This is a genomic window from Sphingomonas trueperi (assembly GCF_040545665.1).
Taxonomy (GTDB): domain Bacteria; phylum Pseudomonadota; class Alphaproteobacteria; order Sphingomonadales; family Sphingomonadaceae; genus Sphingomonas; species Sphingomonas trueperi_B.
In genome coordinates this window covers 268,655-294,944 of record NZ_JBEPMH010000004.1, presented here as the reverse complement: position 1 = coordinate 294,944, position 26,290 = coordinate 268,655, and the positions used below count along the sequence as shown (strand labels likewise).

The 26,290-nt window shown below is 69.1% G+C and carries 21 protein-coding genes and 2 pseudogenes; 5 read left to right on the top strand and 18 right to left on the bottom strand.

The window, feature by feature from the left end; genetic code table 11:
• Positions 1–2: 2 nt before the first annotated feature.
• A complete protein-coding gene (gene kdpA, locus ABIC65_RS14770; protein ID WP_354309747.1) occupies positions 3–1,706 on the bottom strand; it encodes a potassium-transporting ATPase subunit KdpA in 1,704 nt (567 codons plus the stop codon).
• Positions 1,707–1,716: 10 nt separating this feature from the next.
• Positions 1,717–1,806 (bottom strand): K(+)-transporting ATPase subunit F, encoded by a 90-nt coding sequence (gene kdpF / locus ABIC65_RS14765; RefSeq protein ID WP_093295902.1) that lies wholly within the window; start codon positions 1,804–1,806, stop codon positions 1,717–1,719.
• 251 nt (positions 1,807–2,057) lie between these two features.
• On the opposite strand from kdpF, the gene ABIC65_RS14760 reads away from it, so the two are divergent.
• Together ABIC65_RS14760 and ABIC65_RS14755 are read left to right on the top strand one after the other, a co-directional pair.
• Positions 2,058–4,676, top strand: coding sequence for a sensor histidine kinase KdpD (locus ABIC65_RS14760; protein ID WP_354309745.1), 2,619 nt, complete (start codon positions 2,058–2,060; stop codon positions 4,674–4,676).
• 87 nt (positions 4,677–4,763) lie between these two features.
• Complete coding sequence (locus ABIC65_RS14755; RefSeq protein ID WP_354309743.1) at positions 4,764–5,462, top strand: Crp/Fnr family transcriptional regulator; 699 nt, start codon at positions 4,764–4,766, stop codon at positions 5,460–5,462.
• On the opposite strand, the gene ABIC65_RS14750 is transcribed toward ABIC65_RS14755, so the two are convergent.
• The 6 genes and pseudogenes from ABIC65_RS14750 to ABIC65_RS14730 all read right to left on the bottom strand — a co-directional run.
• Positions 5,452–7,038, bottom strand: a complete 1,587-nt coding sequence (locus tag ABIC65_RS14750; protein ID WP_354309741.1) for a TRAFs-binding domain-containing protein — start codon at positions 7,036–7,038, stop codon at positions 5,452–5,454. The genes ABIC65_RS14755 and ABIC65_RS14750 overlap by 11 nt on opposite strands.
• Before the next feature lie 63 nt (positions 7,039–7,101).
• Complete coding sequence (locus ABIC65_RS14745) at positions 7,102–7,587, bottom strand: nucleotide synthetase (RefSeq protein ID WP_354309740.1); 486 nt, start codon at positions 7,585–7,587, stop codon at positions 7,102–7,104.
• Between the two features lie 92 nt (positions 7,588–7,679).
• Entirely contained in the window at positions 7,680–9,266 is a 1,587-nt protein-coding gene (locus tag ABIC65_RS14740) for a toll/interleukin-1 receptor domain-containing protein (protein WP_354309738.1), read from the bottom strand.
• A 118-nt stretch (positions 9,267–9,384) separates the two neighbouring features.
• Positions 9,385–9,675: a hypothetical protein gene (locus tag ABIC65_RS14735; protein ID WP_354309736.1), complete on the bottom strand. Its 291-nt coding sequence runs from the start codon at positions 9,673–9,675 to the stop codon at positions 9,385–9,387.
• A 155-nt stretch (positions 9,676–9,830) separates the two neighbouring features.
• Positions 9,831–9,935 (bottom strand): annotated as a pseudogene (locus ABIC65_RS22330) (PEPxxWA-CTERM sorting domain-containing protein); the annotation flags it as partial.
• Positions 9,936–10,025: 90 nt separating this feature from the next.
• Positions 10,026–11,285: pseudogene (locus ABIC65_RS14730) on the bottom strand (esterase-like activity of phytase family protein); the annotation flags it as partial.
• 127 nt (positions 11,286–11,412) lie between these two features.
• On the opposite strand from ABIC65_RS14730, the gene ABIC65_RS14725 reads away from it, so the two are divergent.
• Together ABIC65_RS14725 and pdeM are read left to right on the top strand one after the other, a co-directional pair.
• The gene (locus ABIC65_RS14725; RefSeq protein WP_354309733.1) at positions 11,413–12,819 is read left to right on the top strand and encodes a M20/M25/M40 family metallo-hydrolase; all 1,407 of its coding nucleotides are present in this window, start codon (positions 11,413–11,415) and stop codon (positions 12,817–12,819) included.
• Positions 12,820–12,860: 41 nt separating this feature from the next.
• A complete protein-coding gene (pdeM, locus tag ABIC65_RS14720) occupies positions 12,861–13,523 on the top strand; it encodes a ligase-associated DNA damage response endonuclease PdeM (RefSeq protein ID WP_354309731.1) in 663 nt (220 codons plus the stop codon).
• A 69-nt stretch (positions 13,524–13,592) separates the two neighbouring features.
• On the opposite strand, the gene ABIC65_RS14715 is transcribed toward pdeM, so the two are convergent.
• The 5 genes from ABIC65_RS14715 to ABIC65_RS14695 all read right to left on the bottom strand — a co-directional run bounded on the left by ABIC65_RS14715 (position 13,593) and on the right by ABIC65_RS14695 (position 18,414).
• Entirely contained in the window at positions 13,593–14,318 is a 726-nt protein-coding gene (locus tag ABIC65_RS14715) for a head GIN domain-containing protein (RefSeq protein WP_354309729.1), read from the bottom strand.
• Positions 14,319–14,433: 115 nt separating this feature from the next.
• Positions 14,434–14,967, bottom strand: coding sequence for a CarD family transcriptional regulator (locus ABIC65_RS14710; protein WP_066722729.1), 534 nt, complete (start codon positions 14,965–14,967; stop codon positions 14,434–14,436).
• Between the two features lie 259 nt (positions 14,968–15,226).
• Complete coding sequence (fdxA, locus tag ABIC65_RS14705) at positions 15,227–15,565, bottom strand: ferredoxin FdxA (RefSeq protein WP_354309727.1); 339 nt, start codon at positions 15,563–15,565, stop codon at positions 15,227–15,229.
• A 67-nt stretch (positions 15,566–15,632) separates the two neighbouring features.
• Complete coding sequence (locus ABIC65_RS14700) at positions 15,633–15,944, bottom strand: RNA-binding S4 domain-containing protein (protein ID WP_354309725.1); 312 nt, start codon at positions 15,942–15,944, stop codon at positions 15,633–15,635.
• Entirely contained in the window at positions 15,937–18,414 is a 2,478-nt protein-coding gene (locus ABIC65_RS14695; protein ID WP_354309723.1) for a helicase-related protein, read from the bottom strand. The genes ABIC65_RS14700 and ABIC65_RS14695 overlap by 8 nt, the downstream gene beginning before the upstream one ends.
• Positions 18,415–18,650: 236 nt before the next feature.
• On the opposite strand from ABIC65_RS14695, the gene ABIC65_RS14690 reads away from it, so the two are divergent.
• Positions 18,651–20,129 (top strand): M23 family metallopeptidase, encoded by a 1,479-nt coding sequence (locus ABIC65_RS14690; protein WP_354309722.1) that lies wholly within the window; start codon positions 18,651–18,653, stop codon positions 20,127–20,129.
• 3 nt (positions 20,130–20,132) lie between these two features.
• Here ABIC65_RS14690 and ABIC65_RS14685 read toward each other — a convergent pair whose 3' ends face one another.
• From ABIC65_RS14685 to ABIC65_RS14665, 5 genes are all read right to left on the bottom strand, one after another.
• Positions 20,133–21,809 (bottom strand): ATP-binding protein, encoded by a 1,677-nt coding sequence (locus tag ABIC65_RS14685; protein ID WP_354309721.1) that lies wholly within the window; start codon positions 21,807–21,809, stop codon positions 20,133–20,135.
• Between the two features lie 64 nt (positions 21,810–21,873).
• Positions 21,874–22,596, bottom strand: coding sequence for a TIGR02186 family protein (locus ABIC65_RS14680; protein ID WP_354310026.1), 723 nt, complete (start codon positions 22,594–22,596; stop codon positions 21,874–21,876).
• Between the two features lie 38 nt (positions 22,597–22,634).
• The gene (locus ABIC65_RS14675; RefSeq protein ID WP_354309720.1) at positions 22,635–23,549 is read right to left on the bottom strand and encodes a sulfite exporter TauE/SafE family protein; all 915 of its coding nucleotides are present in this window, start codon (positions 23,547–23,549) and stop codon (positions 22,635–22,637) included.
• Between the two features lie 71 nt (positions 23,550–23,620).
• Positions 23,621–24,640, bottom strand: coding sequence for a hypothetical protein (locus tag ABIC65_RS14670; RefSeq protein WP_354309719.1), 1,020 nt, complete (start codon positions 24,638–24,640; stop codon positions 23,621–23,623).
• Entirely contained in the window at positions 24,637–26,022 is a 1,386-nt protein-coding gene (locus tag ABIC65_RS14665; protein WP_354309718.1) for a glycosyl transferase family protein, read from the bottom strand. The genes ABIC65_RS14670 and ABIC65_RS14665 overlap by 4 nt, the downstream gene beginning before the upstream one ends.
• Between the last annotated feature and the right edge of the window lie 268 nt (positions 26,023–26,290).

The window sequence follows — 26,290 nt, the reverse complement described above, 5'->3', positions numbered from 1 at the left end:
CCTCAGAAGAGCTGGCCGCGGAGCAGCGTGACGTGATCGGCGATCGGCCCCAGCGCCAGGCTCGGCAGGAAGGTGAGCCCGCCCAGGATCAGGATGATGCCGACGAGCAGCCCCACCCACAGCACGCCCGTGGTCGGAAAGGCGCCGACGCCGCCGGCCACCTGCTTCTTGGCGGCGAGGCTGCCGGCGATCGCCAGCACCGGCACGATCACGAAGAAGCGGCCGAGCCACATCGCGATGCCGAGCATCGCGTTGTAGAAGGGCGTGTTCGCCGAGAGGCCCGCAAAGGCCGAGCCGTTGTTGCCGGTCGCGGAGGTGAAGGCGTAGAGGATCTCCGAGAAGCCGTGCGGGCCGTTGTTGGCGATGCCCGCCAGCCCGGCCGGCAGCACCGAGGCGAGCGCAGCGCCGCCCAGGATGCAGAGCGGGAGCACCGCAACGGCGAGTACCGCCAGCTTCACTTCGCGCGCCTCGATCTTCTTGCCGACATATTCCGGCGTGCGCCCCACCATCAGCCCGGCGACGAACACCGCGAGGATGGCGAACAGCAGGAAGCCATAGATACCGGCGCCGACGCCGCCGACGACGATCTCGCCGAGCTGGATGTTGAACAGCGGGATCAGGCCGCCCAGCGCGGTGAAGCTGTCATGCATCGCATTGACCGCGCCGCACGAGGCTGCCGTCGTCACTACGGCGAACAGCGAACTGGCGACGATGCCGAAGCGGGTCTCCTTGCCCTCCATGTTCGCACCGGCGACATGGATCGCGTGCAGCGCCGGGTTGCCGGCGGACTCCGCCGCATAGGTCACCGCCACGCCGCCGAGGAACAGCACCGCCATCGCGGCGAGGATCGCCCAGCCCTGGCGCGTGTCGCCCACCGCCTTGCCGAAGGTCCAGGTGAGGCCGACGCCGACGAGGAAGATCGACAGCATCTGCACCAGGTTGGTCAGCGCGGTCGGGTTCTCGAACGGGTGCGCCGAATTGGCGTTGAAGAAGCCGCCCCCGTTGGTGCCGAGCATCTTGATCGCTTCCTGGCTGGCCACCGGGCCCAGCACGATCGTCTGGCGCGCGCCTTCCAGCGTGGTCGCGTCGACGCTGCTGGCCAGCGTCTGTGGCACGCCGCTCGCGACGAGGAACAGCGCATAGACGAGGCAGGCGGGGATCAGCAGGTACAGCGTCACGCGGGTGAAATCGGCCCAGAAATTGCCGATGCCGCGCGCTTCCTTGCGGGCGAAACCGCGGAACAGCGCAAAGGCGATGGCGATGCCGGTCGCAGCGGACGTGAAGTTGTGGAGCGTCAGCCCCAGCGCCTGTGACAGGTTGGACAGCGTCGATTCGCCCGCATAGCCCTGCCAGTTGGTGTTGGTGGCGAAGCTGATCGCAGTGTTGAAGGCGCCGTCCGCGACCATGCCGGCAAGGCCGCGCGGGTTCCACGGCAGCACCGCCTGCAGGCGCAGCACCGCATAGGTGAGCAGCGCGAGCGCGAGATTGAACAGGATCAGGTGCAGCGCATAGGTGCGCCAGCCCTGCTCGGCGTTCGGGTCGATGCCGCCGATGCGGTAGATGCCGCGCTCGACGGGGCCGAACACACGGTGGAGCGGGGTGCGACGGCCTTCGTAGAGCGCGAAGAGCCACAGGCCCATCGGCTTGGCGGCGGCCGCCAGGATGGCGACGAACAGGGCGATGAAGCCCCAGCCTTGGAGTGTCATGCGGCCCTCCTCAGAAACGCTCGGGCCGCAGCAGCACCGCGACCAGGTAGAGGAGAAGCGCGAGTGCGGTCGCGCCGGCGAGCATCAGGTGCAGGCCCATCGCTCAGGCCTTCACGCACAGCTGGACGAAGGCCAGCGTAAGCAGGAAAAGCCCGCCGAGCGCGGCGAGCCAGAGAATGTCGGACATGGGGTCGGCCCTTGTTTGCGCCGCCGGGTGGCGGCCTTGGGGGCGATCTAGGTCTGGTGGCCGTTAAGCTTCGACGGCGAATGCCGGGGCCCGGCATTAAGATTCCATATAGTCGGGCGGACGCCCGTGGCGCCGGGCGGGCGGGCGCACTACCAAGGGCGGCGATGAACGACCGCCCCAATCCCGATGCGCTGCTGCGCGAAGCCCGGCGCGAGGCGCGCGGACGGCTGAAGATCTTCCTCGGCGCGGCCCCGGGCGTGGGCAAGACCTTCGAGATGCTCCGTGAAGGCGCCGAGCGGCTCCGCGACGGGAAGGACGTCGTCATCGGCGTGGTCGAGACGCATGGCCGCGCCGAGACCGAGGCGCTGGTCGCCCCCTTCGAGGTGCTTCCCCGCAAGGCGGTGGAGCATCAGAGCCACCGACTGGAGGAGATGGATCTCGACGCGATCCTCGCCCGCCGTCCGGCCTTGGTGCTGGTCGACGAACTCGCCCACACCAACGCCCCCGGCTGCCGCCACCCCAAGCGCTGGCAGGACGTGGAGGAGCTGCGCGACGCGGGCATCCATGTCTACACCACACTCAACGTCCAGCATGTCGAAAGCCTCAACGACGTGGTGGCGAGCGTCACCCGCGTGCGGGTGCGCGAGACCGTGCCCGACGCGATCTTCGACGATGCCGAGATCGAACTGGTCGACCTGCCGCCCGACGAGCTGATCGACCGGCTGAAGGAGGGCAAGGTCTACGTCCCCGCCGAGGCGAGCCGCGCGCTGGCGCACTTCTTCTCCAAGGCGAACCTCTCGGCACTCCGCGAAATGGCGCTGCGCCGCGCCGCGCTCAGCGTCGACCGTGCGATGCTCGACCATCTCGACGCACTGGCGATGCCCGGCACGTTCGCCGCGGGGGAGCGCGTGCTGGTCGCGGTGAGCGAACTACCCGGCGGCGACGGGCTGGTCCGCGCGGGCAAGCGGCTTGCCGATGCGCTGAAGGCGCCGTGGCAGGTGGTGTTCATCGAGACGCCGCGGGCCGAACGCTTCCGCCCCGAGCAGCGCCACCGCGTCGCCGAGACGCTGCAACTCGCCGGCAGCCTGGGCGCCACCGTCGCCACCGTGCCCGCCGCCACCGTGATCGACGGGCTGCGCACCCATCTCGCCGGCATGCGCGCGACGCAGCTGGTGATCGGCCGCTCGCGCCGCAGCTGGTGGTTCGAGCTGCGCCACGGCTCGGTCGTCGAATCGATGCTGCTCGCCAGCCAGGGCGTGGCGGTGCACGTCCTGCCCTCTACCGAGGAGCGCGTGCGCGAGCGCCGTGCCCCTGCCCTGCCCGCGCTCGGCCGCTGGCAGGAGCATCTGGTCGGCATGCTCGCGGTCGCGCTGACCGTGCTCCTCGGCAAGATCACCCTGCCGCTGATCGGCGCGGGGGGCACCGACCTGCTGTTCCTGCTGCCGGTGATCCTGATCGCCTTCCGCTCGGGCTTCGGGCCGGGCGTGTCGACCGCGATGATCGGGGGCCTCGCCTACAACTTCTTCTTCCTGCCGCCGCTCTACACCTTCACCATCGGCGATCCGCAGAGCGTGCTGACCTTCTTCGTGTTGACCGGCATCGCGCTGTTCACCGCCAACCTCACCGGCCGCCTGCGTGCGCGGGCGACGCTGGGCACGCGCAGCGCGCAGGAGAATGCCGCCGTCGCCGCTTTCGGCCAGGCGCTCGCCCGCGCCTCGGATACCGAAAGCACCAGCCGCGTCGTCTGCGAGGAGATCGCCCGGCTGCTCGACGTGTCGGTGCTGCTGCTGATCCGCCGCGACGGTGCGCTGGTCCGGATCGCCAGCTGCCCCGAGGACGCAGCCCCGATGGGCGCGGTCGACCATGCCGCGGCCGAATGGGCGTGGAGCAGCGGCGAGGCCGGCGGTGTCGGCACCGGCACGCTGATCGCCGCCGACTGGCAGTTCCACCCCTTGCGCACCAGCCTGGGCGTGCTCGCGGTGATCGGCCTCGCCGCGCCCGACGGCCGCGAGCCGATCACGCCGGATCGCGCGCTGCTGCTCTCGACCCTGCTCGGCCAGGCGGCACTGGCGCACGAGCGGCTGCGGCTGGAGCAGGACGTGCGCGAAGTCTCGGTGCTGCGCGAGCGCGACCGGCTGCGCGCGGCGTTGCTCTCCTCGATCGGCCACGACCTGCGCACGCCGCTCACTTCCGTGGCGGCGGCGGTGGATGCGCTCGCCCATGCCCATCCCGACGAGCCCGCCACCGCTATCGCGCGCGCCGAAGTCGCGCGGCTGCGGCGCTTCCTCGACAACCTGATCGACATGGTGCGGATCGATGCCGGCGCGGTGGCGCTCAGCCTCGAACCGATCGACCTCACCGATGCCGCCGCTGCCGCGGTGCACGACCTGCGCGACGTGCTGGCCGGCCGCGAGCTGGTGCTGCGCGTGCCGCCCGATCTGCCGCTCGTCCGCGCCGATCCGCGGCTGCTCCACCACATCCTGCTCAACCTGCTTTCCAACGCCGCGGTGCATGGCGGCGACGGCCCCATCGAGATCCTCGGCGAGCGCCGCCCCGATGCGGTGCGGCTCGCGGTGCGCGACCATGGTCCCGGCCTCCCCCCCGGCGAGGAAGCGACGATCTTCGAAACCTTCGCGCGCGGCACCGGCAGCGATCGGGCCGGCGGCAGCGGCCTCGGGCTCGCCATCGCCAAGGGCTTTGCCGGCGCGATGGCGGCGCCGATCCGGGCGATGGATGCGGAGGGCGGCGGCGCGCTGTTCGCGGTCGATCTCCAGCCGGTCTGAAGCGACGGCACGAATATAGGATAAAACATCCAAATCCGACTCCCTGCCTCCGGATCGGACTTGCCATGCCGCGCGCCAGCCAACATGGTGGCAACACAGTTTTACATCGAAACGCAGGGCGTGGGGGCAAGCGAGATCGACCTGGCGACGCGGTTCGCCCAACTCTTCGCGTGCAGCGAAGCGGTCGCGGCCGAACTGGCCGGGGCGGCGATGCTCCGTCGCTGCCCGCAGGGCGCCACCGTCGTCCACCAGGGCGAGATGCTGGGCCGGGTGCTGGTGCTGCTCGAAGGCCATGTCCGCGCCGCGATGGTGACGCTGGACGGCCGCGTGCTCCAGATCGCCGAGCATCATCCCGGCGACATCTTCGGCGGCGTCGATCCCGGCCGCGAGCAGGCGAGTGACTGCACCGCCACCATGCCCACCCAGATCGCCAGCTTCGCGACCGCGGACTTCTATGCCTTCGCCGAACGCCATGCCTGTGTCGGCATCGTGCTGGCCCGCACGATGGTGCGCCAGTTCGGCGCGCTCAGCCAGCTGGTCTCGGCCCGGCTGACGCTTTCCGCCAATGGCCGCGTCCATGCCGAGCTGCTGCGCCTGGCGCGCGCGCAGGACGGGCGCTGGATCCGCCCTCTGCCGGTGCTGTCCGACCTGGCGCTGCGCGTGCAGACGGCGCGCGAGACCGTCTCCCGCGCCGTCTCCGCGCTCGAACGCCGCGGCATCGTCCAGCGGCACGAGGACGGGCTGGAGATCGTCGCCCCCGCCCGGCTCGAAGCACTTATCGTCTGAACCGCGGTTTGAGCGCGTAGACGGTCGTCGGCGCCTGGCCGACCAGCGCGATCTCCCCAACCAGCTCCGTCCGCCCCGCATCGGCCTCGCAGGCGGCGAGGCTGGCGGCGAAGGCTTCGCTGGCGAAGGTGGCGCCGGCCGTGGTCACCCCCAGCAGGCGTTCGGCGAGGTCGAAGGCGCCGCCGAGCAGCACCGGCGCACCGGTCACCGGATCGTCGATCGAGGTGGCGAGCCCGATGTGCAGCGCCTGGCGGAACGGTCCGCTAGCGCCCAGCGTCGCCGACAGGCGCACCGCCGCACCGTACGCCTGGCTGGTGCCCTCGAACGCGATCAGCAGCCGCCGCGAGGTCCAGCGGATGGCGAGCGTCGGGGTGGCGCACAGCGCCTGGCGCAGCGCCGGCAAGCGCCCGGCGACGTCGCGGTCGAGTGCCACGAAATCCTCGCCCTCGCCGCCGAGCAGGTCGACCGCGAGCACCGAGATCACCTGCGGCGCGGTGCGATCGGCACCCTGGGGGCCCGAGGGCGCGCGCAGCGGCAGCAGATGCTGGCGCCGCCCCGCCTTGCGCCACAGCCCGCCGGCATGCGCGCTCTGGCCGACCTCGTCGACCGAGGCGGGGCCGAGCAGCAGTTGCACCGCCTCGGACTGGAGCAGCCCCGCCTGCATCGCCGCGCGCCCCATCGCGACGAGATCGGCGAGCCGGACCGAGGGCATGAACGCCGCCGGGCTCGCCTCGCCCATTTCCTGGACGCTGGCAGCCTCGGCCAGCGCCGCCTCGAAGCGCGTTACCCAGCCTTCGCCATGCGGGCGCACCGAGCGATCGACGAACGCCGCGACGTCGCCGGGCAGCACCACGTGCAGCTCGGCGCCGCGCGCGATCAGCCGTTCGGCGATCAGCAGGTCGGCGCCCGCGGCGAGCGCGCCATAGCCGAAGCCCACCCGCTCCTGCTCCAGCAGCGCATCGATCGAATCGGAAAGCGCCGCCACGTCCTCGGGCAGGCGCATATGGCCGGCAAAATGGAGGCTGCGCGGGGGGCGATAGGCATCGAGCCACGCCGCCGGTGCGCCCTGCTCGGCGAGGATCACGCCGAACTGGCGCAGCGTCGAGGCATGGTCTTCCCATGCCAGGGGGGCCGCGCCGATCGCGCGGGCGAGCGCGGTCTCGGCGGCGTCGCGGTCGCCGCCAAGCAGCAGCGCCTCTGCCTCGGTCGCCCCCAGCCAATAGGGGGTTTCGTCGGCAACGCCGGCCTGGAGCAATTCCTGGACATCGGCGGCGAGCGCCCGGCTGCCCGCCGTGTCGCCGGCGATCAGTGCGAGCGTCGCCGCGTTGATCAGGGGATAGGGGGCAGGCGACAGCTGCGCCGCCGCGCTATAGGCGGCGGCGGCTTCGCGGGCATGCTGCCGCCGGGCCTCGCCGGCGAGCAGCAGTGCCTCGTCCTTGAGGAGGCGCCCCTTGAGGCTGAGAACGGCCGGATCATCCGCGACACGGTCGAACCCCGCTTCGCGGAACATCTGCCAGGCGCGATCGAGCGCACCCGCGCGCGCCTGGGCGGTGATGGCAAGCACGCGCGACATCATCCGGTCCGACTCGTTCCCATTATGGGCATGCTCCTCCTCTTACCGCATCGCCGTCAGACCACATCAGGGGCGCCCATCGCCCTTATTCTCGATGCCTGGATCGATGATCGTCGGCAGACGCAGATTGCCCTGAACGAAATCCACATAGAGGTTGAGCCCGTCGCACGTCCGCGCATGCTGCGGATTAACAACGTACTCAACGAAAAATCCGACGGCAGCAATCCTGCCTTCATTGTCCAGCAACGGAAATGCGCGACGATACTTACCGTCCGGGAATTCGCGCTTGGTGCTCACATACAGGCTGTTCGGCGTGTATTCCCAAAAGTCACCGATTAGCTTTAGGATGACACAGCAGGGCTCGCGAACAACGAAGTCCAGCTGGTTCGGCGCCGGGGTCAGCGTTCCGGCAACACCCAGCTCGATATTCGGCGGAGCCACCACGAAGTCGCGGACAATCTGTGTAAAGTCCTCTTCCGGCGTTACCGGCTTACCATTGCCGATTCGGTCGACTTCTTCGTACCCCAAAATATGAAACTGGAGATCCTGCATCGGAACTCCACCCGATCCAGTCGTATAAATCTGAAAACGCTTGACCAATTTGATGTTAGAGGGCGGATATATTGACAACGGATACTGACCGATCATAAAGATCCCCTTTCCATGCCGACCAACTCAGTCTGCATCTCCTCCAACTTAGACAGCAGTTCTTGATTTTCTGTATCCAACCCCGTCATTCTACGTAATTCAGCGATGGCAGCGCGCATTCTGGCAACGGCAGCAGCGCGGTTACCAGCATGCGATTCCGCTTTGGCAAGCGCGCGCTCAGCCCAAATGTGTATCCGTCGATTGCGTGCATTGCGCGGATCCTTCGCCACCAGCCGATCAAGCAAGGCGACCTGTTCTCGCCGCAGCTTCAAGTTGGCAGCGAAGTTGCCCGCATTGCGCTGCGCATCCGCGAGCCAGCCTTGCCAGTTGGCCACGTCACGCCAGCGCTGGTCGACAGCGGGTTCACGTCGGGCCAGCAACTCCGCGGCATGAAGAGCCTCAGCACATAGCGGCACCGTTCGGGCCGTTGCGCGTTGTTTCATCCGAAGCGCGCAAAGATTGCCCGCAGAATAGGCGACTTCCTCTGCGGTGCGCCGGTCAGCGGAATTGATAACCTTCAGCCGATGGGCAAGCACCGCATAAGCCTCCAAATGCGACTCCGCTGTTGCAAGTTCGTCGGCATTGAAGTGGAGCAGGCCGAGATAATATTCGCTCTGCGCGTGCGCGAAGACGAGGTCGTAGACGTTCGGCGACCGCGCGACGAGTGCACCGGTCACACGATTCGCCTCGACGAAAGCGGTACGCGCGCGGGCGACATCCTTGGCCTCTAGCGCATCCTCGCCCATCGTCATCAGCGCGCGGGCGCGGCGGGCGAGCATGTCGGGCGGTAGCGTCGCCAGGTCCTGCTCGCCATAATAGCGCAGGGCGCGCTCGTTGGCCGCGCGGAGCACGTCCAGTCGCCCGACCTCCTTCAGCCGGTCGCGCAGATCGGTCAGCATGAACTCAACCAGCCCCTCCGCCTGGGCACGCCGAGCCTCCGCCTCCCCGCGGGCCCGGACTGCCAGGATCGTCAATCCGGCCATGGCTAGCAGCAAAAGAATCGCCAGTGCCGTGACGGCCGTCACGCGCCGCACCCGCGCCTGCGCGTCGCGCTGCACCAGCGCGTCGAGCGGCACCCCCACCGCGCCGGCGACCAGCTTGAGCAGCGCCAGCCGCTTGCCGTCCTTGCCTTCGCGGAAATCGGCGGCGAGCGGCTCGGTCTCCGCGCCGTCGGCGGTGCGCCGGAGCGGCAGCGGCAGCGCCTCGGCGGGCTCGCCCTGGAACAGAGCGGCGAGCACCGGGCGATCGGGATGGAGTTCGCGGAACAGCGCGATCTCGCGCGCCACCCATTGCGAGGCGGCGCCCGCCGGCGTGCAGACGACGATCAGGCAGGCGGAGTCGGCCAGCGCCGCGCGTACCTCGGCGCTGAGGTCGCTGGCGGCGGAGAGTTCGTCGAGGTCGCGAAAGATCCGCCCCAGCCGCCGCGGCACCGGCCCGAACGCGGCCGCGCGCCCGACCAGCTTGGCGGGGATGCGATAGCGCTCCAGCGCGCGGTGCAGCCAGCGCGCGCGGGCGCGATCGGCATGGTTGTAGCTGATGAACGCGCCGTACCGCGCGCTCGCGCCCGATTCTGTCGTTGTCACGCGGTCCCTTCCCCGACCGCGACTATCTCAGAGCACCGGGAGACCGGCAATCCCTTGGAAACCGCCGGACGGGAAAAGCTGCAACCAAACAATGCTCAACCCGTCCGCCAGCGCACGCTTACTTCGGCTTCGGCGGCTCCACCGGAATGTTACCGCCATCGTTTTCCACATCGGGCAAGTAATCCGAGAGATCCATGTCGAGCAGAAAATCCGTTCCGTCCGGAAGTACCTTCGGCGGATGTTGGCCGCCCTGATTCTCCACGTCGGGCAGGAACTTCGACGCACCAATACCAAACAGCGCGACCTTCGTGCCGCCTTCGGCACGGAGGTGCTGCGCATCCTCGCTGGCGAGGGCCGGCGTGCTGAGCGCGGCCGCAGCAAGCGCCATCGTTACAACAAGCTTCCGCATCCTATTTCCCTTTCCTTGCGTCCGGATGGACGCCGAACTTGCTACGCGCGTCGGAAATCCATCACAAGCACGCAAAACAAAGGCTTGTTGCGCAAACGTTACTTTTATGCGCGCCAGCCGATGCGGGGCCCGCCAGAGCCCCGCACCCGCCCCTCTCACGCCAGCGCTGCCTTGCCGCGACGCCGCAGCATGCCGCCGATCATCCCCAGCCCGGCGATCAGCATCGCCCACACGCCCGGCTCCGGCACCGCCGCCACCGACTGGGCGACGTATCCCGGCAGGTCCTTGTCCTGGAAGCCGAACACGTAGAACTGGTTGGCACCCGCCACGCCCGGGACGAAGTCGTTGTCGTTGGCGAGGTACAGCGTGTGGTAGGTCCCGCCGTTGTACGCCACGTCCTGCCCGAAGCTGACGCCTTCGATCTTGGCGGGCACGTTGGCGCCGGTGACGCCCTGCTTGGCCAGCTCGGCCACCAGATCGAGGAAGGGCGTGGAGGACTTGGCCACTGCCTTGTCCAGCGCCGCCTTGCCGCTGAGATTGGTGATGTCGGCGGCGCCGGCCAGGTCGATCAGGAACAGCTGCTTCACCTTGGCGGTGGAGCCGTCGCCCAGGCCCTTGCCGTCGCGCTCGTCGACCAGAAACTGGTGATCGTTCAGCGCCACGATCTCGCTCACGCCCGAACCGCTGGTGAGCTTGTAGCCATATTCGTGCGTCTCGCCCGTCGCGATGTCGATGGTGACGATGCGGACCAGCTTGCCCGCCTTGTCGGCATCCTGCTCCAGCGCCGCCTGCATGATGCCGACCAAAGTCTTGCCGTCGGGGGTGATCGCCAGGCCTTCCATGCCCTTGTTGGCGACGCGGCCGACCGTGTTGCCGCCGATCTCGGTATCGCCGTGCGGCGAGAGGTTGGCGACGTCGAGGTTGGTCGGCAGCGTGAAGGTCTTGACCAGCGCGCCGGTCGCGCGGTCGAACTGGCGGACATAGGGGCCGTATTCGTCGGAGATGAAGACGCTTTTGCCGTCGTTGGAGACGCGGATCGCCTCGGGATCGAAGCGGCCATTGGCCGGGTTGGCCGAGCTGCCCGCGCCGTAATTGTCGGAGCGGCCGCTGAAGTAATAGTGCCCCGCGCTGTTCACCACCGGCGCACCCGAGCCGAGCGGGGTGCCGTCGATCTTGGTGCCGAGCCCGGCGCCGCTGCCGTAATTGAGCGCGGTCGGGCTGTAGAGCAGGGTCGTCTTCTGCAGCTGCGGGGTCAGCGTGAAGGGCAGCGCGCCACCGGCCGAGGCGGTGAGCGTCATGCTCAGCGTCTGGAAGCGGCTGATGTACGAGGTCGTATCGTCGACCAGCGCGTTATACGCGGTCGCGTTGGGCCCGCGATCGGGCACCGCGAGGAATGTGTTGCCGCCGGCATAGCTCAGCCCCGAGCCGATGCCGCCGAGGATATTGGCGGGCACGCCGTTCTCCAGCGTGTAGCCGAGACCCGACAGATCCTTGCCGGTACCGGCGGCGCTGCCGGTCAGCTGGCCCTGCGCGAGCAGCACCAGCTGGGCCTGGGCCGGAGCGATGACGGCGCACGACAGCGCCAATGCGATACCCGTGTTGCGAAGCATGGAAATCCCCCTGAACGCGCCACCACCGGCGCCAAGGTGTTGTTAACCATGCCGCATGACGCTTCCGAGACAGGCTGCCCCTCTGCCGGGGTTGCAGGCGGGCGCGGCGAGGCATAGCTGGGCGTCCATGACCGACTCCGTCCTTGCGATCGCCGATGCGCAGCTCGATTCCAGCGTCGAGCGCCTCGCCGCGCTGATGCGCGTGCCCTCCATCTCCACCGATCCGGCCTATGCCGCCGACTGCCGCCGCGGCGCCGAACAGCTCGCCGCCGAGCTGGCGGACCTCGGCTTCGCAGCGCGCGTCGCCGATACGCCGGGGCACCCGATGGTGGTCGCGCACCATGACGGCGACGGGCCGCACGTGCTGTTCTACGGCCATTACGACGTCCAGCCGGTCGACCCGATCGCGCTGTGGACGCGCGACCCGTTCGATCCGTGGATCGACACGCGTGCGGACGGATCGAAGACGATCGTCGGCCGCGGCGCCTCGGACGACAAGGGCCAGCTGCGCACCTTCGTCGAGGCATGCCGTGCCTGGAAGGAAGCGGAGGGCCGCCTCCCCTGCCGCGTCACCATCCTGTTCGAGGGCGAGGAAGAATCGGGCTCGACCAGCCTGGAGCCGTTTCTCCACGCCCATGCCGAGGAGCTGAAGGCCGACTTCGCGCTCATTTGCGACACGCTGATGTGGGACCGCGATACCCCCGGCATCACCATCGGGCTGCGCGGCATGGCCGCCGGCCAGGTGACGGTGCGCGGGCCCTCGCGCGACCTCCACTCGGGGCTGTACGGCGGCGCGGCGCGCAACCCGCTCCAGCTGCTCGCCGGCATCCTCGGCGAGATGAAGGACGCCGACGGCCGGGTGGCGCTCGACGGCTTCTACGACGGCGTGCCGGATACCGATCCGGCCGTGCTGGAGAGCTGGAACAAGCTCGGCTTCGACGCCGCCGACTTCCTCGGCGAGATCGGCCTGCGCGTGCCCGCGGGGGAGGCGGGCAAGACCGTGCTCGAACAGGTGTGGTCGCGTCCGACTGCCGAGATCAACGGCATGTGGGGCGGCTATACCGGCGAGGGCTTCAAGACGGTGATCCCGGCGGAAGCGCATGCAAAGGTGAGCTTCCGGCTGGTCGGCACCCAGGATCCGGACCAGGTGTGGGAAGCTTTCCAGCATCATGTCCGCAGCCGCCTGCCCGCGGATTGCTCGGCCGAGTTCGTCACCCGCGGGCCCGGCAGCTTCGCGATCAGCCTGGCGAGCGACAGCGGCCCGCTCGCGGCGACGCAGGGCGCGCTCGATGCCGAATGGGGCACGTCGGCGCTGCTCGGCTGCGGCGGTTCGATCCCGGTGGTCAACTCGATCCGCTCGATCCTGGGCATGGACAGCGTGATGGTCGGCTTCGCGCTGCCCGACGACAATATCCACTCGCCCAACGAGAAGTACGAGCTGAAGAGCTTCCACAAGGGCATCCGCTCCTGGGTGCGCATCCTCGGCGCGCTGGGCGAGACGGTGCGAGTCGAACGCGCGACGGTCGCCGCCTGATCAGCATTGACGAAGGCGAACGGAAGCGGGATAGCAGAGCCATGGTTCCCCTTTCGTTCGCCGGCCATGACTTTCGCGCGCTACCCGAGGGCGCGCTCTACTGGCCCGCGCGGCGGGCGCTGCTCGTCGCGGACCTGCATTTCGAAAAGGCGAGCTGGTTCGCGCTCGGCGGCCAGATGCTGCCGCCCTACGACACGCTGGCGACACTCTCGGCGCTGACTGCTTTGGTCGAGCGGGTCGCGCCGATCGAATTGTGGTGCCTGGGCGACAGTTTCCACGACGTCGAAGGCTGCGAGCGCCTTCCCGCGCAGGCCCGCGCGATGCTGACCGCGCTGACCGGCGGGCTCGCCTGGCACTGGATCACCGGCAACCATGATTCGGTGCTGGTCGATCATTGCGGCGGCGTGGTGCACGAGGAGGCCGAGGTGGACGGCCTGGTGCTGCGCCACGAGGCCGAGGCCGGCGAGCCGCGGCCGGAGCTGTCCGGCCACTTCCACCCCAAGCTGCGGCTCACGGTGCGCGGGCGCCATGTCGCCCGCCGCTGCTTCGTGGCGACCGGAACCAAGCTGATCCTCCCGGCCTTCGGCGCGCTCACCGGCGGACTGGATGCGGGGCATCCGGAGATCGTCCGCGCGGTGGGCCCCGGCGCCGAGGCGCTGGTGGCGACGGAGCGCAAGCTGCTGCGGTTCCCGCTGGCGGCGTGACGGGTCGCCCGAGCCTCGTCTAGGCAGTCTGCTCGGCGGACAGGACGGCTAGGAACGCGGCCGCATCCATCACGAGCATTTCACCTCGCCCGAGCCGATCTTGCTCACCTCGCACTTGGCGCCGCCGCGCAGCTCGACATCGCCCGAGCCGAGGATCGAGACCGAGGCGTTGCCCGGCACGTTGGCGCGCACGCTGCCCGAACCCGCGATGGAAATGTCGGCGGTGTCGGCCGTGAATCGCTGCCCCTTGAGGTCGCCCGAGCCGGCGACCGAAACGTCCATCTTGTCCGCGCGCCCCGCCACCGTGATATCCCCCGAACCGGCGATCGAGAAGGATGCCTCCTGCGCCGTCACCGATGCGAGGTTCAGGTCGCCCGAGCCCGCGACCACGCCGTCGAACTTGCCTTCGGCGCGATCGACCAGCATCGTGCCCGAGCCTGCCACCGTGGCCTCGGTCAGCCGCGGCAGGACGACATGGATCTTGGCCGAGCCACCCTTGTCCCAGAACATGCCCGCCTTGCCCTTGCGGCCGACATTGAGCGTCTTCCCGTCGAGCCGGATATCGAGCTGGTCGAGCACGGCAGGGTCCCCCGCCGCCGTGACGGAAAAGGCGGTACCGGTACGCACGTCGACGTCGTCCGAACCCTTCAGCGCGACCCCGGTGAAGTCGCGCGCGGCGAAGCTGCGGCTGGTGCCGGTGCCGCTTGCCTCCACCTTGGTGCCCTTGTTGTTGTCCCAGCCGACATGGCACGCCGTGGCGAGCGGCAGCAGGGCGAGGGCGAGCAACGGACGCATGTGGAACCTCCCGGATCGTGTGTTGCAGCCATAATACACGATCCGGCCGTAACGAAAAGGGGGCGCGAGCCCGTGGCTCCGCCCCCTTTCGATCCGACCCTTCGGGTCCTCGCCGTCAGGCGGGAACCTTGTCCTTGTTGTGGATCGCTGCGGCCTTGCGCAGGATGTCCAGGATCTTTTCCAGTGCCGCCGGCTCGTCGATCTCTTCCATCGCCGCCAGCTCGCGGGCGAGGCGGCTTGCCGCGCCTTCGAAGATCTGCCGCTCGGAATAGCTCTGCTCGGGCTGGTCGTCGGCACGGAACAGGTCGCGGACCACTTCGGCGATCGACACGAGGTCGCCCGAATTGATCTTGGCTTCATATTCCTGGGCGCGGCGCGACCACATGGTACGCTTGACCTTGGGCTTGCCCTTCAGCGTGTCGAGCGCTTCGCGAAGCGTCTTGTCGCTGGAAAGCTTGCGCATGCCCACGCTCTCGGCCTTGTTGGTCGGCACGCGGAGCGTCATTTTCTCTTTTTCGAAACGCAGGACGTAAAGCTCGAGCTGCATGCCTGCAATTTCCTGCTTCTGCAGCTCGATCACACGGCCCACGCCGTGCTTGGGGTAAACGACATAATCGCCGACATCGAAGGACAGCGCCTTGGCAGCCATGGTGCGAGGAACCTTTCGTGAATTACCGGCCCCGGTTGGATTGCGGATCCCGCCCAAGCGCGCAGGGCGCGGCGGACGAGGGAACACGGGGCATACGCTAGCGTCTCCGGGCGAAGGCGAGTCCTTGCCTTCGTCGGGCGCTATTTAACACGCTCGTAATAAAATTACCAGTGAAAGGTCATGCGAAAGGCGCATAAATCCCTGCGCCCTGCACCATTTCGGGGCCATCGCGGGCGGCGACGGACGCCGCCCCGGCGCCTCAGTCGCCCGAGCCGGGGTTCGGCGAGAAATATTTGTCGAACTTGTCGGTCTCGCCCTTCATCGCATCGGCATCTGCGGGCGCTTCACCCTTGGTGGTGATGTTGGGCCACTGCTCAGAATAGGTGCGGTTGAGCTCGAGCCACTTTTCCAGGCCGTTCTCGGTATCGGGCAGGATCGCCTCGGCCGGGCATTCCGGCTCGCACACGCCGCAGTCGATGCATTCGCTGGGATTGATGACGAGCATGTTCTCGCCCTCGTAGAAACAGTCGACCGGACAGACCTCGACACAGTCCATGTACTTGCACCGGATGCATGCGTCGGTGACGACATAGGTCATTGGGGAAACGGTCCTTGGTTGCGAACGATCAATGCGGGGGCCCTGCTATGCGCGTGCGGCGCACACGTCAATCATCGGACAGGGGCTGAACGTCCCGATCGGTAACGAGATCCTCGTAGCATAGTCGCGCCTCGCCCGGCGGACCGCGTCGGATCGGCAGCGCCTCGATGCGGAGCACGCGTACCTTGCCCTGGATCGGGAAGGCGAGAATCGAGCCCACCCGCACCGAGGCAGCGGAACGCTCCACGCGGCGGCCGTCGATCCGCAGCAGCCCCTTCTCGCACAAGGCCTGCGCGGCGCTGCGCGTCTTCACGATCCGCACATACCATAGGAAACGGTCGAGCCGCATCGCCGGGCCGTGCGCGGACGGGTCAGCCATTGCGGAGCGCCGCCAGCGCGGCGAAGGCATTGCCGGGCACCACCACCGGCTTTGGCTTGGCGAGCGGGGTCAGCCCCTGCCAGATCCAGCGCTGCGGGGCGTCGCCATCGCCGCGCGCGGTGCGGAAGCCGAGCTGCGCCATCAGCCGGGCGATCGTCTCCGGCTTGAGGCCGATCGAGGTGGCGAGCGCCGGATCGGGCGCGAAGGGCTTGCGGCCCTGGCGCGCATCGTGCGCGGCCCGCGCGATGCGCTCGACCAGGTCGACGCGCACCGCCTGCGCGCCGAACGCCCGGAAGCCATGGACGAGATCCGCACCCTTGGCGTCGCGCGGCAGCACCACGGCGGCATCGGGCGGCCCCTGCTCCAGCCCCATCAGCGCACGCCTGCGGGCAGCGGCGCGGGGCTTGAGCAGCGCGGGCGCGAAGACGTCCAGCGTGCCGATGGTCATGCCGATCTTGCGGAGGCGATGGCGCGCGGCGCCGTCGAGCGCTTCGAGCATGGCGCCGGCGGCCCGCCGGGGCAGCAGCCCGCCCTGCTCCAGCAGCGCATTGGCCAGCGCACGCAAGGGTGCCCCCGCCGCTCCCTCGCGGGTGATCGCGTCGAGCCTAGCGAGCACCGGCAGATCGGCGGCGACCCGCTCGGTGAACCAGCGCTCCAGCCGCGCCTGCACGGCGCTCTTGGTCTGCGGATCGAGCACGTCGAGCGCGCGGTCGAGCTGGACGCGCGGCCGGACCAGATTGGCGCCGGGCTTGAGCAGCGCGACCTCGTGCCCGCGCCAGTGGATCGCAGTGCCGACCTGCGCCAGCTCCACGTCGGGCGCCTCGGCCAGCGCCGCGCCCCGCCGGCGATATTCGCCCGCCAGCCGTTTCTCGGCCGCAGCGAGCAGCATGCGCTTGTCCCCGGCGCGCGCCTCGGCGGCGACGGTGAAGCGGAATCCCTGCAGCGTCCCGAGCGGATGCTCCTCGACGCTCACCTCGCCCTCGGGCCCGATCGTCACCGGCAGGTTCGAGGCATCGGCGCCGATCTGGCGGAGCAGCACCGTGGTGCGCTTGTCGACGAAGCGCTGGGTGAGGCTGACGTGGAGCGCGTCGGACAGCTTCTCCTCGATCGTGCGGGTGCGCTCGGCCCAATGCGCGGGCTGCTCCAGCCAGTCGGCGCGGTGGGCGATATAGGCCCAGCTGCGCGCCGCGGCGATGCGCCCGGCAAGCGTCTCGACATCGCCGCCCATATTGTCGAGCCGCTGGATCTCGTCGGCGAACCACTGGTGCGGCACGTGGCCGCGCCCTTCGGACAAATGCCCGAACAGCCGGCCCACGAAGCGCGCATGCGGATCGACGCCGAGCTTGCGGAAATCGGGCAGCCCGCACGCCGCCCAGAGCCGCGCGACCATCCGCGGATGCCGCACCCGATCGCGCACCCAGCTTTCCTCGGCCAGACGCTTGAGCACGGCAAGGTCGGTCGCCTGGGGCGCGGCGCGCAGCACCTCCGCCTCGGGCTTGCGCTCGAGGCTGCCGATCAGCGCGTCGATGCTGTCGAAATCCGGCTCGCCCTCACGCCAGTAGAGATGCTCGAGCCTGGGCACCTGGTGCCCCTCGATCGCCAGAACCTCCTCGGGGGTGAAGGCGCTCGGCCCCTCCGCGTGGAGCGCGCCGAACGTGCCGTCCTTCTGGTGGCGGCCGGCGCGGCCGGCAATCTGCGCCATCTCGGCGATGGTCAGCCGGCGCTGACGGCGGCCGTCGAACTTGTGGAGCGAGGCGAAGGCGACATGGTGGACGTCCATGTTGAGCCCCATGCCGATCGCATCGGTGGCGACCAGATAGTCGACCTCGCCCGCCTGGAACATCGCGACCTGGGCGTTGCGGGTGCGGGGGCTCAGCGCGCCCATCACCACCGCGGCGCCGCCGCGCAAGCGCCGCAGCGCCTCGGCCACGGCATAGACTTCCTCGGCCGAGAAGGCGACGATCGCCGAGCGGCGCGGCAGGCGCGAAAGCTTCTTGGCGCCGGCATAGCTGAGCGTCGAGAAGCGCGGCCGCCCGACGATCTCCGCCTCGGGCACCAGCGCCTTGAGCATCGGGCGCAGGCTGTCCGAGCCGAGGATCATCGTCTCCTCGCGGCCGCGCGCACGCAGCAGCCGATCGGTGAAGACATGGCCGCGCTCCGGATCGGCGCCGAGTTGCGCCTCGTCGAGCGCGACGAACGCAGTCTCGCGCTCCAGCGGCATGCTCTCCGCCGTGCAGCAGAACCAGCGCGCCTTGGGCGGCAGGATCTTTTCCTCACCCGTGATCAGCGCGACCTCGGTAGGCCCTTTCATGGCGACGACGCGATCATACACCTCGCGCGCCAGCAGACGCAGCGGGAAGCCGATCATGCCGCTGGCATGGCCGCACATCCGCTCGACCGCGAGGTGGGTCTTGCCGGTATTGGTGGGCCCGAGCACTGCCGTGACGGGGGAACGCGCGAACTGGCTCATGTCGTTTTCCAAGATCGGCGCGCGCGCCGGATTAGGCAACTCCTTGGCCGCGCTTTTCCACGACTTCGTGCCGGTTGCGACCGATTCGGCCATTTCGCCGCGCCCATTGCACGGGTCGGCGCGTGCGGTGTCACCGGGTGGCAAACTTAATTTGACTTTAAGACCGTGATTCCAGAGTGATTCGATGGACGCGCCGCTTCTTGCCGCGCGCAATCGGGTCTTAGGGGCAGCACGGCTTGTTCTTTCGCGACGATCATGGCTCGGGCCTTGCCGGCGGCGGCGGTGGCCTGGCGCGCGCGATCCCGGCCGTCGTCCCCGCACGGATCGGCAAGCGGCTAGCGACGCTCGACCTGGTGCCCGATCTCGGCGCCGACATCGGCTCCCGAACCTGGTTCCGCGGTGCCGCGACCTGCGCTGCGCTGTGCGCCGCCACCTGGATGCTGTCGCCCGGTTTCGACCGGCCCATCGCGGGCATCGTCCCCGCGCCGCTGACCGGTGAAGCCGAACAGGCGCAGCAGGCGCAAGCCATCGCGCCGCTCGCCAAGGGTTCACACACCGGCATCCACGTCGCCGCGACCGGCCCGGTCAAGCCGCTCACCGATACCCCCGAACGCCCGGTCATCGAGCATGAGGCACGGCTCGCGAGCGGCACGATGCTGCGCGGTGTATTGCAGCGCTCGGGCGTGGGCGAGGCGGATGCCGGGATCGTCGCCAGCCTCGTCTCCGGCGCGATGCCGCTCGGCCAGATCCAGCGCAACACGGTGCTGGAGATGACGCTCGGCCGCCGCGTCGACAAGTCGCAGCCCCGTCCGCTCGAAAAGCTTGCCTTCCGCGCGGCCTTCGATCGCCGGATCGAAGTGGTCCGCACCGGCGCCGCGCTCGCCATCAAATCCATCCCGATCGCGATCGACCACACGCCGCTGCGCGTGCAGGGGCTGATCGGATCAAGCCTCTACCGCTCCGCCCGCGCGGCCGGTGCGCCGGCCAAGGCGGTGGAGACCTTCCTGCGCACGCTCGCATCCCGTGTATCGGTGTCGAAACTGGGATCTGCCTGCAAGTTCGACCTGATTCTCGGCCAGGCGCGCGCCGCCACCGGCGAGGTCCAGTACGGCCAGTTGATGTACGCCGGCGTCACCGGCTGCGCGAACGGCGTCCAGCTCGCCCCTTGGGAGAGCGACGGCAAGACCGAATGGTTCGACGCCAGCGGCACCGGCAGCAAGACCGGCATGATGACGATGCCGGTCAATGGCCGCTTCTCCTCGGCGTTCGGCATGCGGATGCACCCGATCCTCGGCTTCACCCGGATGCACAAGGGCATCGACATCGCCGCCCCCTATGGCTCGCCGGTCTTCGCCGCGGTCGACGGGGTGGTGCGCGTGGCGGGCGGCGCCTCGGGCTATGGCAATCTGGTGCGGATCGACCATGGCGGCGGCTTCGCCACCGGCTATGCGCATCTCAGCAAGGTGATGGTCCGTCCCGGCCAGTCGGTGCGCAAGGGCCAGCAGATCGGCCGCAGCGGCAATTCGGGGCTGTCGACCGGCCCGCATCTCCATTTCGAGACGACGCGCAACGGCCAGGCGGTCAATCCGCGCGCGGTGTCGTTCACATCGGTGCGGCGCCTCGCAGGCGGTGCGCTGGGGGCGTTCCGCGCGAAGCTGCACGGCCTGATGGCAGTGCCGGTCGGCCACGGCGTCCAGAAGGAAGCGGCGGAGTAAGCCCTAGCGCCCCTGCGACCGCCAGCGGCGGATCGTGCGCTCCAGCATCGCCTCCTCGCCGCCGACCTCGCGCCACAGCTCGGAGAATAGCGGGTCATCCGAGGCCGGGCGCTTGGCGGGATCGAGATCGTCGAACAGCAGCCGCACCGGCGTCGCGACGCCCTCGCCCACCGCGATGCATTCGCGGTTGCGCAGCGCCGGGATCGCATCGAGGAATCCCCGCGCGCCTTCCGGCATCGCCGCGCGGACAAAGGCCTGGTCGCGCTCGTTGTTGAGCCGCATCGACAGGATCGTGCCGCACTGGGAGAGTACGCCCTCGGCCAGGTCCGACGGGCGCTGGGTTATCAGCCCCAGCGACACGCCATATTTGCGCCCTTCCTTGGCGATGCGGCTGAGGATCCGCCCCACCGACGAGCCATCGGCGTTGCGCTCGTTGGGTACATAGCGGTGTGCCTCCTCGCAGACGAGCAGCACCGGCCGCTTCACCTCGCCGCGCGACCAGATCGCATAGTCGAACACCATCCGGCTGAGCACCGCGACGACCACCGACGTGATCTCGTTGGGCACGCCCGACACGTCGATGATCGAGATCGGCTTGCCGTCACCGGGCAGGCGGAAGATGCGCGACAGGAACGCCGCCATCGTGTCCGCCACCAGCATGCCCGAGAACATGAAGGCGTAGCGCGGATCGCCCTTCACCTCGTCGATCTTGCTCTTGAGGCGGAGATAGGGCGCGGTGTCGGTCGCCTTGTCCATCTTGCCCATCTCGAGGGTGAGCGCGTTGGTGAGGTCCGAAAGAAGGTACGGCACCGGCGCGTCGACGGTGAGCTTGCCGATCTCCTGCCCGATCCGGTTCTTCGCGCGCGCCACGAGCAGGCATTTGGCAAGGATGTCGGCATCCACCTGCCGGTCGCTGCCCTCGCTGGTGAGGAACACCTCGCAATGTTCCTCGAAGTTCATCAGCCAATAGGGCAGCTGCAGGTTCGACACGTCGAACAGCGCGCCATTATGCTGAAAGGCGCTGCCATATTCGCCGTGCGGATCGATCATCACGACATGGCCCTGCGGCGCCAGCTCGCAGATGCGGTGGAGGATCAGCGCGGCGGAGGTCGACTTGCCGGTACCGGTCGAGCCGAGCAGCGCGAAATGCTTGCCGAGCATCGCATCGACATAGAGCGCGGCGCGGATGTCCTTGGTCGGGTAGACGGTGCCGATCTCGATATGCGCGCGATCGTCGGCGGCATAGATCTGGCGGAGATCGGCGGTGGTGACCGGGAATACCTCGGCCCCGGGCGTCGGATAGCGGGTGACGCCGCGGCGGAAGCGGTAGAGCTTGCCGGTAAGCTTCTCCTCATCGCCCTCGCCGAGAAAGTCGATCGCCGCCGCGACGCGCGCGCCCGAGGGATCAAGCCGTGCGGTGCGGATGCTGGCGATCAGCCAGGCGTTGCCGACGCGGATCTTGACCTGCGCGCCGACCTGCCCGGCATTGGCCAGCGCGGCATCGTCGCTGCGGGCAAGCGCATCGAGTTCGGTAAGATCGAGCAGGACCTGGCTCGACGCGCCGGCGATCTCGAACACCGCGCCGATCGCGCGCACCGCACCGGGCACGCGTCCAGCGGAAAAGCCGCCGCCGCCCGTCGCTTCTCCCTCGAACCCACCGACGCGAAACTGGCCTTCCATCGTGCATCCCCCAAAAAGGCGGAGGCAGCATGCGCATGCCAGGGTAAATTTTAAGTGTGTGCGCTCAGAAGCGACGCCAGAGCGCTCCCGCCCCCCAGCCGAACAGGAAGGACATGCCCACCGCCACCAGGCCATAGGCGATGGCGTTGCGATCCGCGCTGGTCGCGACGAAGCGCTCGAAGCCTGATTTGCGAATCTCGATCGGCCGCACCGCCGCCGCCAGCACGCGGCCGTCGCGGATCAGGAAAGTCTCGGCGGTGAAGCGCCCCACCGGCACGCGCGCCGGGATGGTGAGCCGCGCGCGGTACAGCACGCCGCCGGTGATCTCCACCGCGCCCGGCGCCTCGTAGAACAGGCCGCTGCGCCGCTTGAGATCGACCAGGCCGCTGTCGAAGCGCTGCTGGATCTGCGGGGTGGCGCCCGAGGCGGGGGAGAGCTGCAGGCTGTCCAGCCCCAGCTCGTAGATCGCGCGCGTACGCTCGTCGACCAGCTGTCGGATCGGCCGCGACGAGGCCATCGCATAGAAGCTCGGCGCCGAGCGATAACGCATCTGCGCGGCGTTCACCCAGATGCCGGCGACCTTCGACTTTTCGCGGACCACCACCGATTCGGTCGGCCCCTTGATCACCACGACGATGTCGGCGGGCCGCTCGCCCTGCCCCGGCGCACGACCGCCGGGATAGAGGATCGCGCCGAACAGCAGCAGCTCGGCACCGGTGAAGCTGTAGGCGATCTCGATGTCGCGCTGCGAGACGTCGGGCACCAGTTCGGGCTTGGCCTGCGCCATCAGCAGGGGCGCGAGCAGCGCCAGCGCCCCCGCCCGCGTCACGCCGCGGTCACCGAATAGATCTCGTCCGGCCGCCAGGCGAGGCCGAGCAGCATCCGCGCCGCGACCAGCAGCACGATCACCGCGAGCAGCAGCCGCAGATATTCGGGCTTGGCCTTGGCGGCGAAGCGCGCGCCGAGCTGTGCGCCCACCACCGAGCCCAGCAGCAGCAGGATCGCCAGCACGATGTCGACCGCCTTGGTGGTGGTCGCGTGGACCATCGTCGCCACCGCGGTGGTGAACAGCGTCTGGAACAGCGAGGTGCCGACCACCGTCTGCGTCCCCATGCCGAGGATGTAGAGCATCGCCGGCACCAGGATGAACCCGCCGCCCACGCCGAGCAGCATGGTCAGGACGCCCACGAACACGCCGAGCAGCAGGGGGGCGAGCGGCGAGATGTAGAGGCCCGAGGCGTAGAATCGCCAGCGGAAGGGCAGCGAAGCGACCAGCGGATGGTGCCGCCGCTTGCGGGCCTTGGGCGGCCGCGCGCCGCGCGACACCCGGATCGCGCCGACCGATTCCTTGCCCATCAGTCCACCGATCGATCCGAGCAGCACGACGTAGAGCACGCCGATCACCACGTCGATCTGGCCGCTCGCCTGGAGCAATTTGAACAGCCAGCCGCCGAGCAGGCTTCCCAGGATGCCCCCGGTGACCAGCACCGCGCCCATCTGGACATCCACACCCTTGCGGCGGAAATGGGCAAAGACGCCGGAGACGCTGGCGCCGGTCACCTGGCTCGCCGCCGAGGCGGCCGCGACGGTGGGCGGAATGCCGTAGAAGATCAGCAGCGGCGTGGTGAGGAACCCGCCGCCCACCCCGAACATGCCCGAGAGCAGGCCCACGCCCAGCCCCAGCGCCACGATCACGAGCGCGTTGACCGACAGATTGGCGATGGGAAGGTAGAGATCCATGCGGCCCTAGGCCTAGCCGGTTTGTGCGGGCTTGCGAAAGGGAGAAGGTGGGGTTTGGCCGTTCGTCCGGCTCAGAAATCGCTGCCCAAGGTGAGCGCGATGCCCGAGCCCGGCCGGGCGTTGCCCGCGATCCGCTGCCGCCAGTCCAGCGCGATACGCGTCTTCAACTCGCCGATCGGCACGCTGGTGACCAGCGTGGGGCCGATATCGAGCCGCTGTACGCCGCGCTGCACAGCGCCCCAGCTGCCGATGCCGACGGACAGCGCCGTGCCCTGGCTGCTGGCGATCGCGCGGGTCAGCCGCAGCGCGCCATCGGCATAAGGCTCCAGCCGCGCGCGGAGGATCGCGCCGGCCTGGCCATAGGCCTCGAGGCGGAAAGCCGCGCGCTCGCGATAGAGTCCCACAACCGCGCCGAGCCCCGGGCCGCCATGGATGCCATCCAGGCCGAACCGCTCCTCCACCGCGATCCGCACGGGCGTACCTGCCGGTCGCCACTCGAACCCGAGCGCCACTTCCGCACCCTGCCCGCGCAGCGGCCCGGCGATCCGCCCGACCGCCGCAAGCCTGCCGTACGGGTCCAGCGCGCGCGCCACGCGCACGCCATATTGGCTGCCACCGAGCTGCCCCGCCGCGGGCGCCGCGCCGATGCCCTGGCCGGGCCGCAAGGCAAGCCATGCGCTGCCGCTCCACCGCTGCGGAGAGGTGCGCACCGGCGGGTCCAGTCGCTGTCCGGGAAAGGCCTGCGCTCCCACCCATACCGACGCCACGCCCGCGCCCTGGGTTTCGAAGCGTTGCGGCGAAGGCACGATATCGAGCGTATGGATCGGCAGGCGCGGCCGACGTTCCTCCGGGGCAAGATCCGGCAAGGCGCGCCGCCTTGGCAATGGCACCAGCGCTGCTCGGGCGGGCGGACGGGCCATCGGCTGCGGCGAAGTCCGGACGGCCGTGACCGCCTGGCCCGGCACCGGATGGGCGGCAATGGGAAGCGTGTCGGCCACCGGCGGCCACAGCAGCACGCATCGCAGCCCGATCCAGCCCAGCCCCACTACCCCGACGAACCGCAGCGGCCGGCCGCGGCCCGCGCGGTTCATGCAACGGCCGATTGGGCGTCGAACGACATGCTGGGGAACTGGTGCGCCGTCTTGTCCCAGCGCAGGGGACCGCCGGCGAGCAGGCGGACATAGATCCACAGCGCCCGCCGCGCCGCAAGCAGCCCGATATAGTTGCCCACCACCATCCGCGGCACGGCCCAGCACCCTTCGCGCCAGCCATGGAGATGCGTGACGAGCGCAGTACGCATCGCCAGCCGCCAGCAAAGCAGCAGCAGGTTGAGCGCAACCAGCTGCCCGAGCAGCGGATCCTGGGCAGGCGGAGCGTCACCGGTCACCGCATGCAAGAGCGCCGAAAGGCCCCAGCAGACCAGCGCGGCATAGGCGATGGCGAGCACCGGCATCGCCAGCGTCACCCGGCGATCGCGCATCCGCATCCAGTGATCGCCGAGATCCCAGGGCCGCGCCCAGCCGGTGCGGTCCCAGCCGGCCAGCGCGATGCCGGCCATCCAGCGCGCCTTTTGCCGCACCGCCGCCGATATGGTCGCCGGGAAATAGGCGCGAATCGCCACCGGGGGGCCACCGGGGCGTTCGGCCACCCGCACGAAGGCGCAACGCGTGCCCAGCGCGCGCAGGCTGAGGCCGAGCTCGTAATCCTCGGTGAGGCTCGTCGCGTCGAAGGGCATGCCTCGCGCCTCCGCGATCCGGCGCAGCACGTCGCAGCGGATCGCGCACCCCACCCCGGCGAGCGGCAGGCTTGCGCCCAGCATCTGCCGCACCAGCAGCGTCGCACCATGCGACTGGGCGAATTCGTCGAGATAATGCCCGGAAACCAGCCGCGACCCCGGCTGGCAGAGCGGTGCGACGGGCAGCTGGACGGCGCCGTAGCGGTCGATCCATCCAGCGTACACGGCGAGCTCCTGCGGGTGAACCACGTCTTCCGCGTCGTGCAGCACCACCGCCGTGAAGGCCTCCCCCTCGGTGGCCTCGTCCCGCGCCAGCGCCGCCCATAGCGTGTTCAGGCAATCCGCCTTGGTCGTCGGGCCCGGGCGGGCCCCGACCACAAGCCGCACGCGCGAATCGTCCGCGCCCAGCGAGAGCACCGCCGCGATGGTTGCCGGGTCGTTGGGGTAGGTGCCGACATAGATGCGGTACGGGCCGTTCCCCCATCGGCCGAGCATCGACCGCAACATCGGCGCGATCACCGACGACTCATCCCAGGCCGGCACGAATATAGCGAAGCGATAGTCGGCCGCTGCCGCGGGAAGCTCGTCAATAGACGCCCGCCTTCCCTTACGTCTTCCGACAAGAGCGCCTAGAAAAAGCACGTCGACGATGAAATCGTCTACTCCGCCGATCGCGAGGAAAATCGCGGCGAATAGGGTAAGTTCGCGCGTGGCAGCATCGAAGATACTCAGTGCCATCAGCATTCCCCCCCGGGCGATGCATCCGAATCGGACACCCGCATGGTTGCGAGGAAATGCATCTAGGACAACCCGAACGTTTCATGAACTGATGGAACGACGCCGTAAATCTCCGTGCCGCACGCGTTTTCGCTCAAAAGGACTGCACCATTCCGGCGGTATTTTTCTGGGAACCCTGGCGCGTGCGCCACGTTCTGCTGGCGCAACAGATCCCTTGGATAACCCGCAACCTGAAACCGGCCGCATCGACAGGATCGATGCGGCCGTT

What these genes read in the sequence shown, in the direction of transcription:
- ABIC65_RS14710 (WP_066722729.1), bottom strand. Translation starts at nt 14,967, where the DNA reads ATGGCTGCCAAGGCGCTGTCCTTCGATGTCGGCGATTATGTCGTTTAC.
- kdpA (WP_354309747.1), bottom strand. Translation starts at nt 1,706, where the DNA reads ATGACACTCCAAGGCTGGGGCTTCATCGCCCTGTTCGTCGCCATCCTG.
- kdpF (WP_093295902.1), bottom strand. Translation starts at nt 1,806, where the DNA reads ATGGGCCTGCACCTGATGCTCGCCGGCGCGACCGCACTCGCGCTTCTC.
- ABIC65_RS14735 (WP_354309736.1), bottom strand. Translation starts at nt 9,675, where the DNA reads ATGCGGAAGCTTGTTGTAACGATGGCGCTTGCTGCGGCCGCGCTCAGC.
- ABIC65_RS14750 (WP_354309741.1), bottom strand. Translation starts at nt 7,038, where the DNA reads ATGATGTCGCGCGTGCTTGCCATCACCGCCCAGGCGCGCGCGGGTGCG.
- pdeM (WP_354309731.1), top strand. Translation starts at nt 12,861, where the DNA reads ATGGTTCCCCTTTCGTTCGCCGGCCATGACTTTCGCGCGCTACCCGAG.
- ABIC65_RS14685 (WP_354309721.1), bottom strand. Translation starts at nt 21,809, where the DNA reads ATGGAAGGCCAGTTTCGCGTCGGTGGGTTCGAGGGAGAAGCGACGGGC.
- ABIC65_RS14715 (WP_354309729.1), bottom strand. Translation starts at nt 14,318, where the DNA reads ATGCGTCCGTTGCTCGCCCTCGCCCTGCTGCCGCTCGCCACGGCGTGC.
- ABIC65_RS14665 (WP_354309718.1), bottom strand. Translation starts at nt 26,022, where the DNA reads ATGGCACTGAGTATCTTCGATGCTGCCACGCGCGAACTTACCCTATTC.
- ABIC65_RS14745 (WP_354309740.1), bottom strand. Translation starts at nt 7,587, where the DNA reads ATGCAGGATCTCCAGTTTCATATTTTGGGGTACGAAGAAGTCGACCGA.
- ABIC65_RS14725 (WP_354309733.1), top strand. Translation starts at nt 11,413, where the DNA reads ATGACCGACTCCGTCCTTGCGATCGCCGATGCGCAGCTCGATTCCAGC.
- ABIC65_RS14680 (WP_354310026.1), bottom strand. Translation starts at nt 22,596, where the DNA reads ATGGCGCAGGCCAAGCCCGAACTGGTGCCCGACGTCTCGCAGCGCGAC.
- ABIC65_RS14675 (WP_354309720.1), bottom strand. Translation starts at nt 23,549, where the DNA reads ATGGATCTCTACCTTCCCATCGCCAATCTGTCGGTCAACGCGCTCGTG.
- fdxA (WP_354309727.1), bottom strand. Translation starts at nt 15,565, where the DNA reads ATGACCTATGTCGTCACCGACGCATGCATCCGGTGCAAGTACATGGAC.
- ABIC65_RS14700 (WP_354309725.1), bottom strand. Translation starts at nt 15,944, where the DNA reads ATGGCTGACCCGTCCGCGCACGGCCCGGCGATGCGGCTCGACCGTTTC.
- ABIC65_RS14670 (WP_354309719.1), bottom strand. Translation starts at nt 24,640, where the DNA reads ATGAACCGCGCGGGCCGCGGCCGGCCGCTGCGGTTCGTCGGGGTAGTG.
- ABIC65_RS14760 (WP_354309745.1), top strand. Translation starts at nt 2,058, where the DNA reads ATGAACGACCGCCCCAATCCCGATGCGCTGCTGCGCGAAGCCCGGCGC.
- ABIC65_RS14695 (WP_354309723.1), bottom strand. Translation starts at nt 18,414, where the DNA reads ATGAGCCAGTTCGCGCGTTCCCCCGTCACGGCAGTGCTCGGGCCCACC.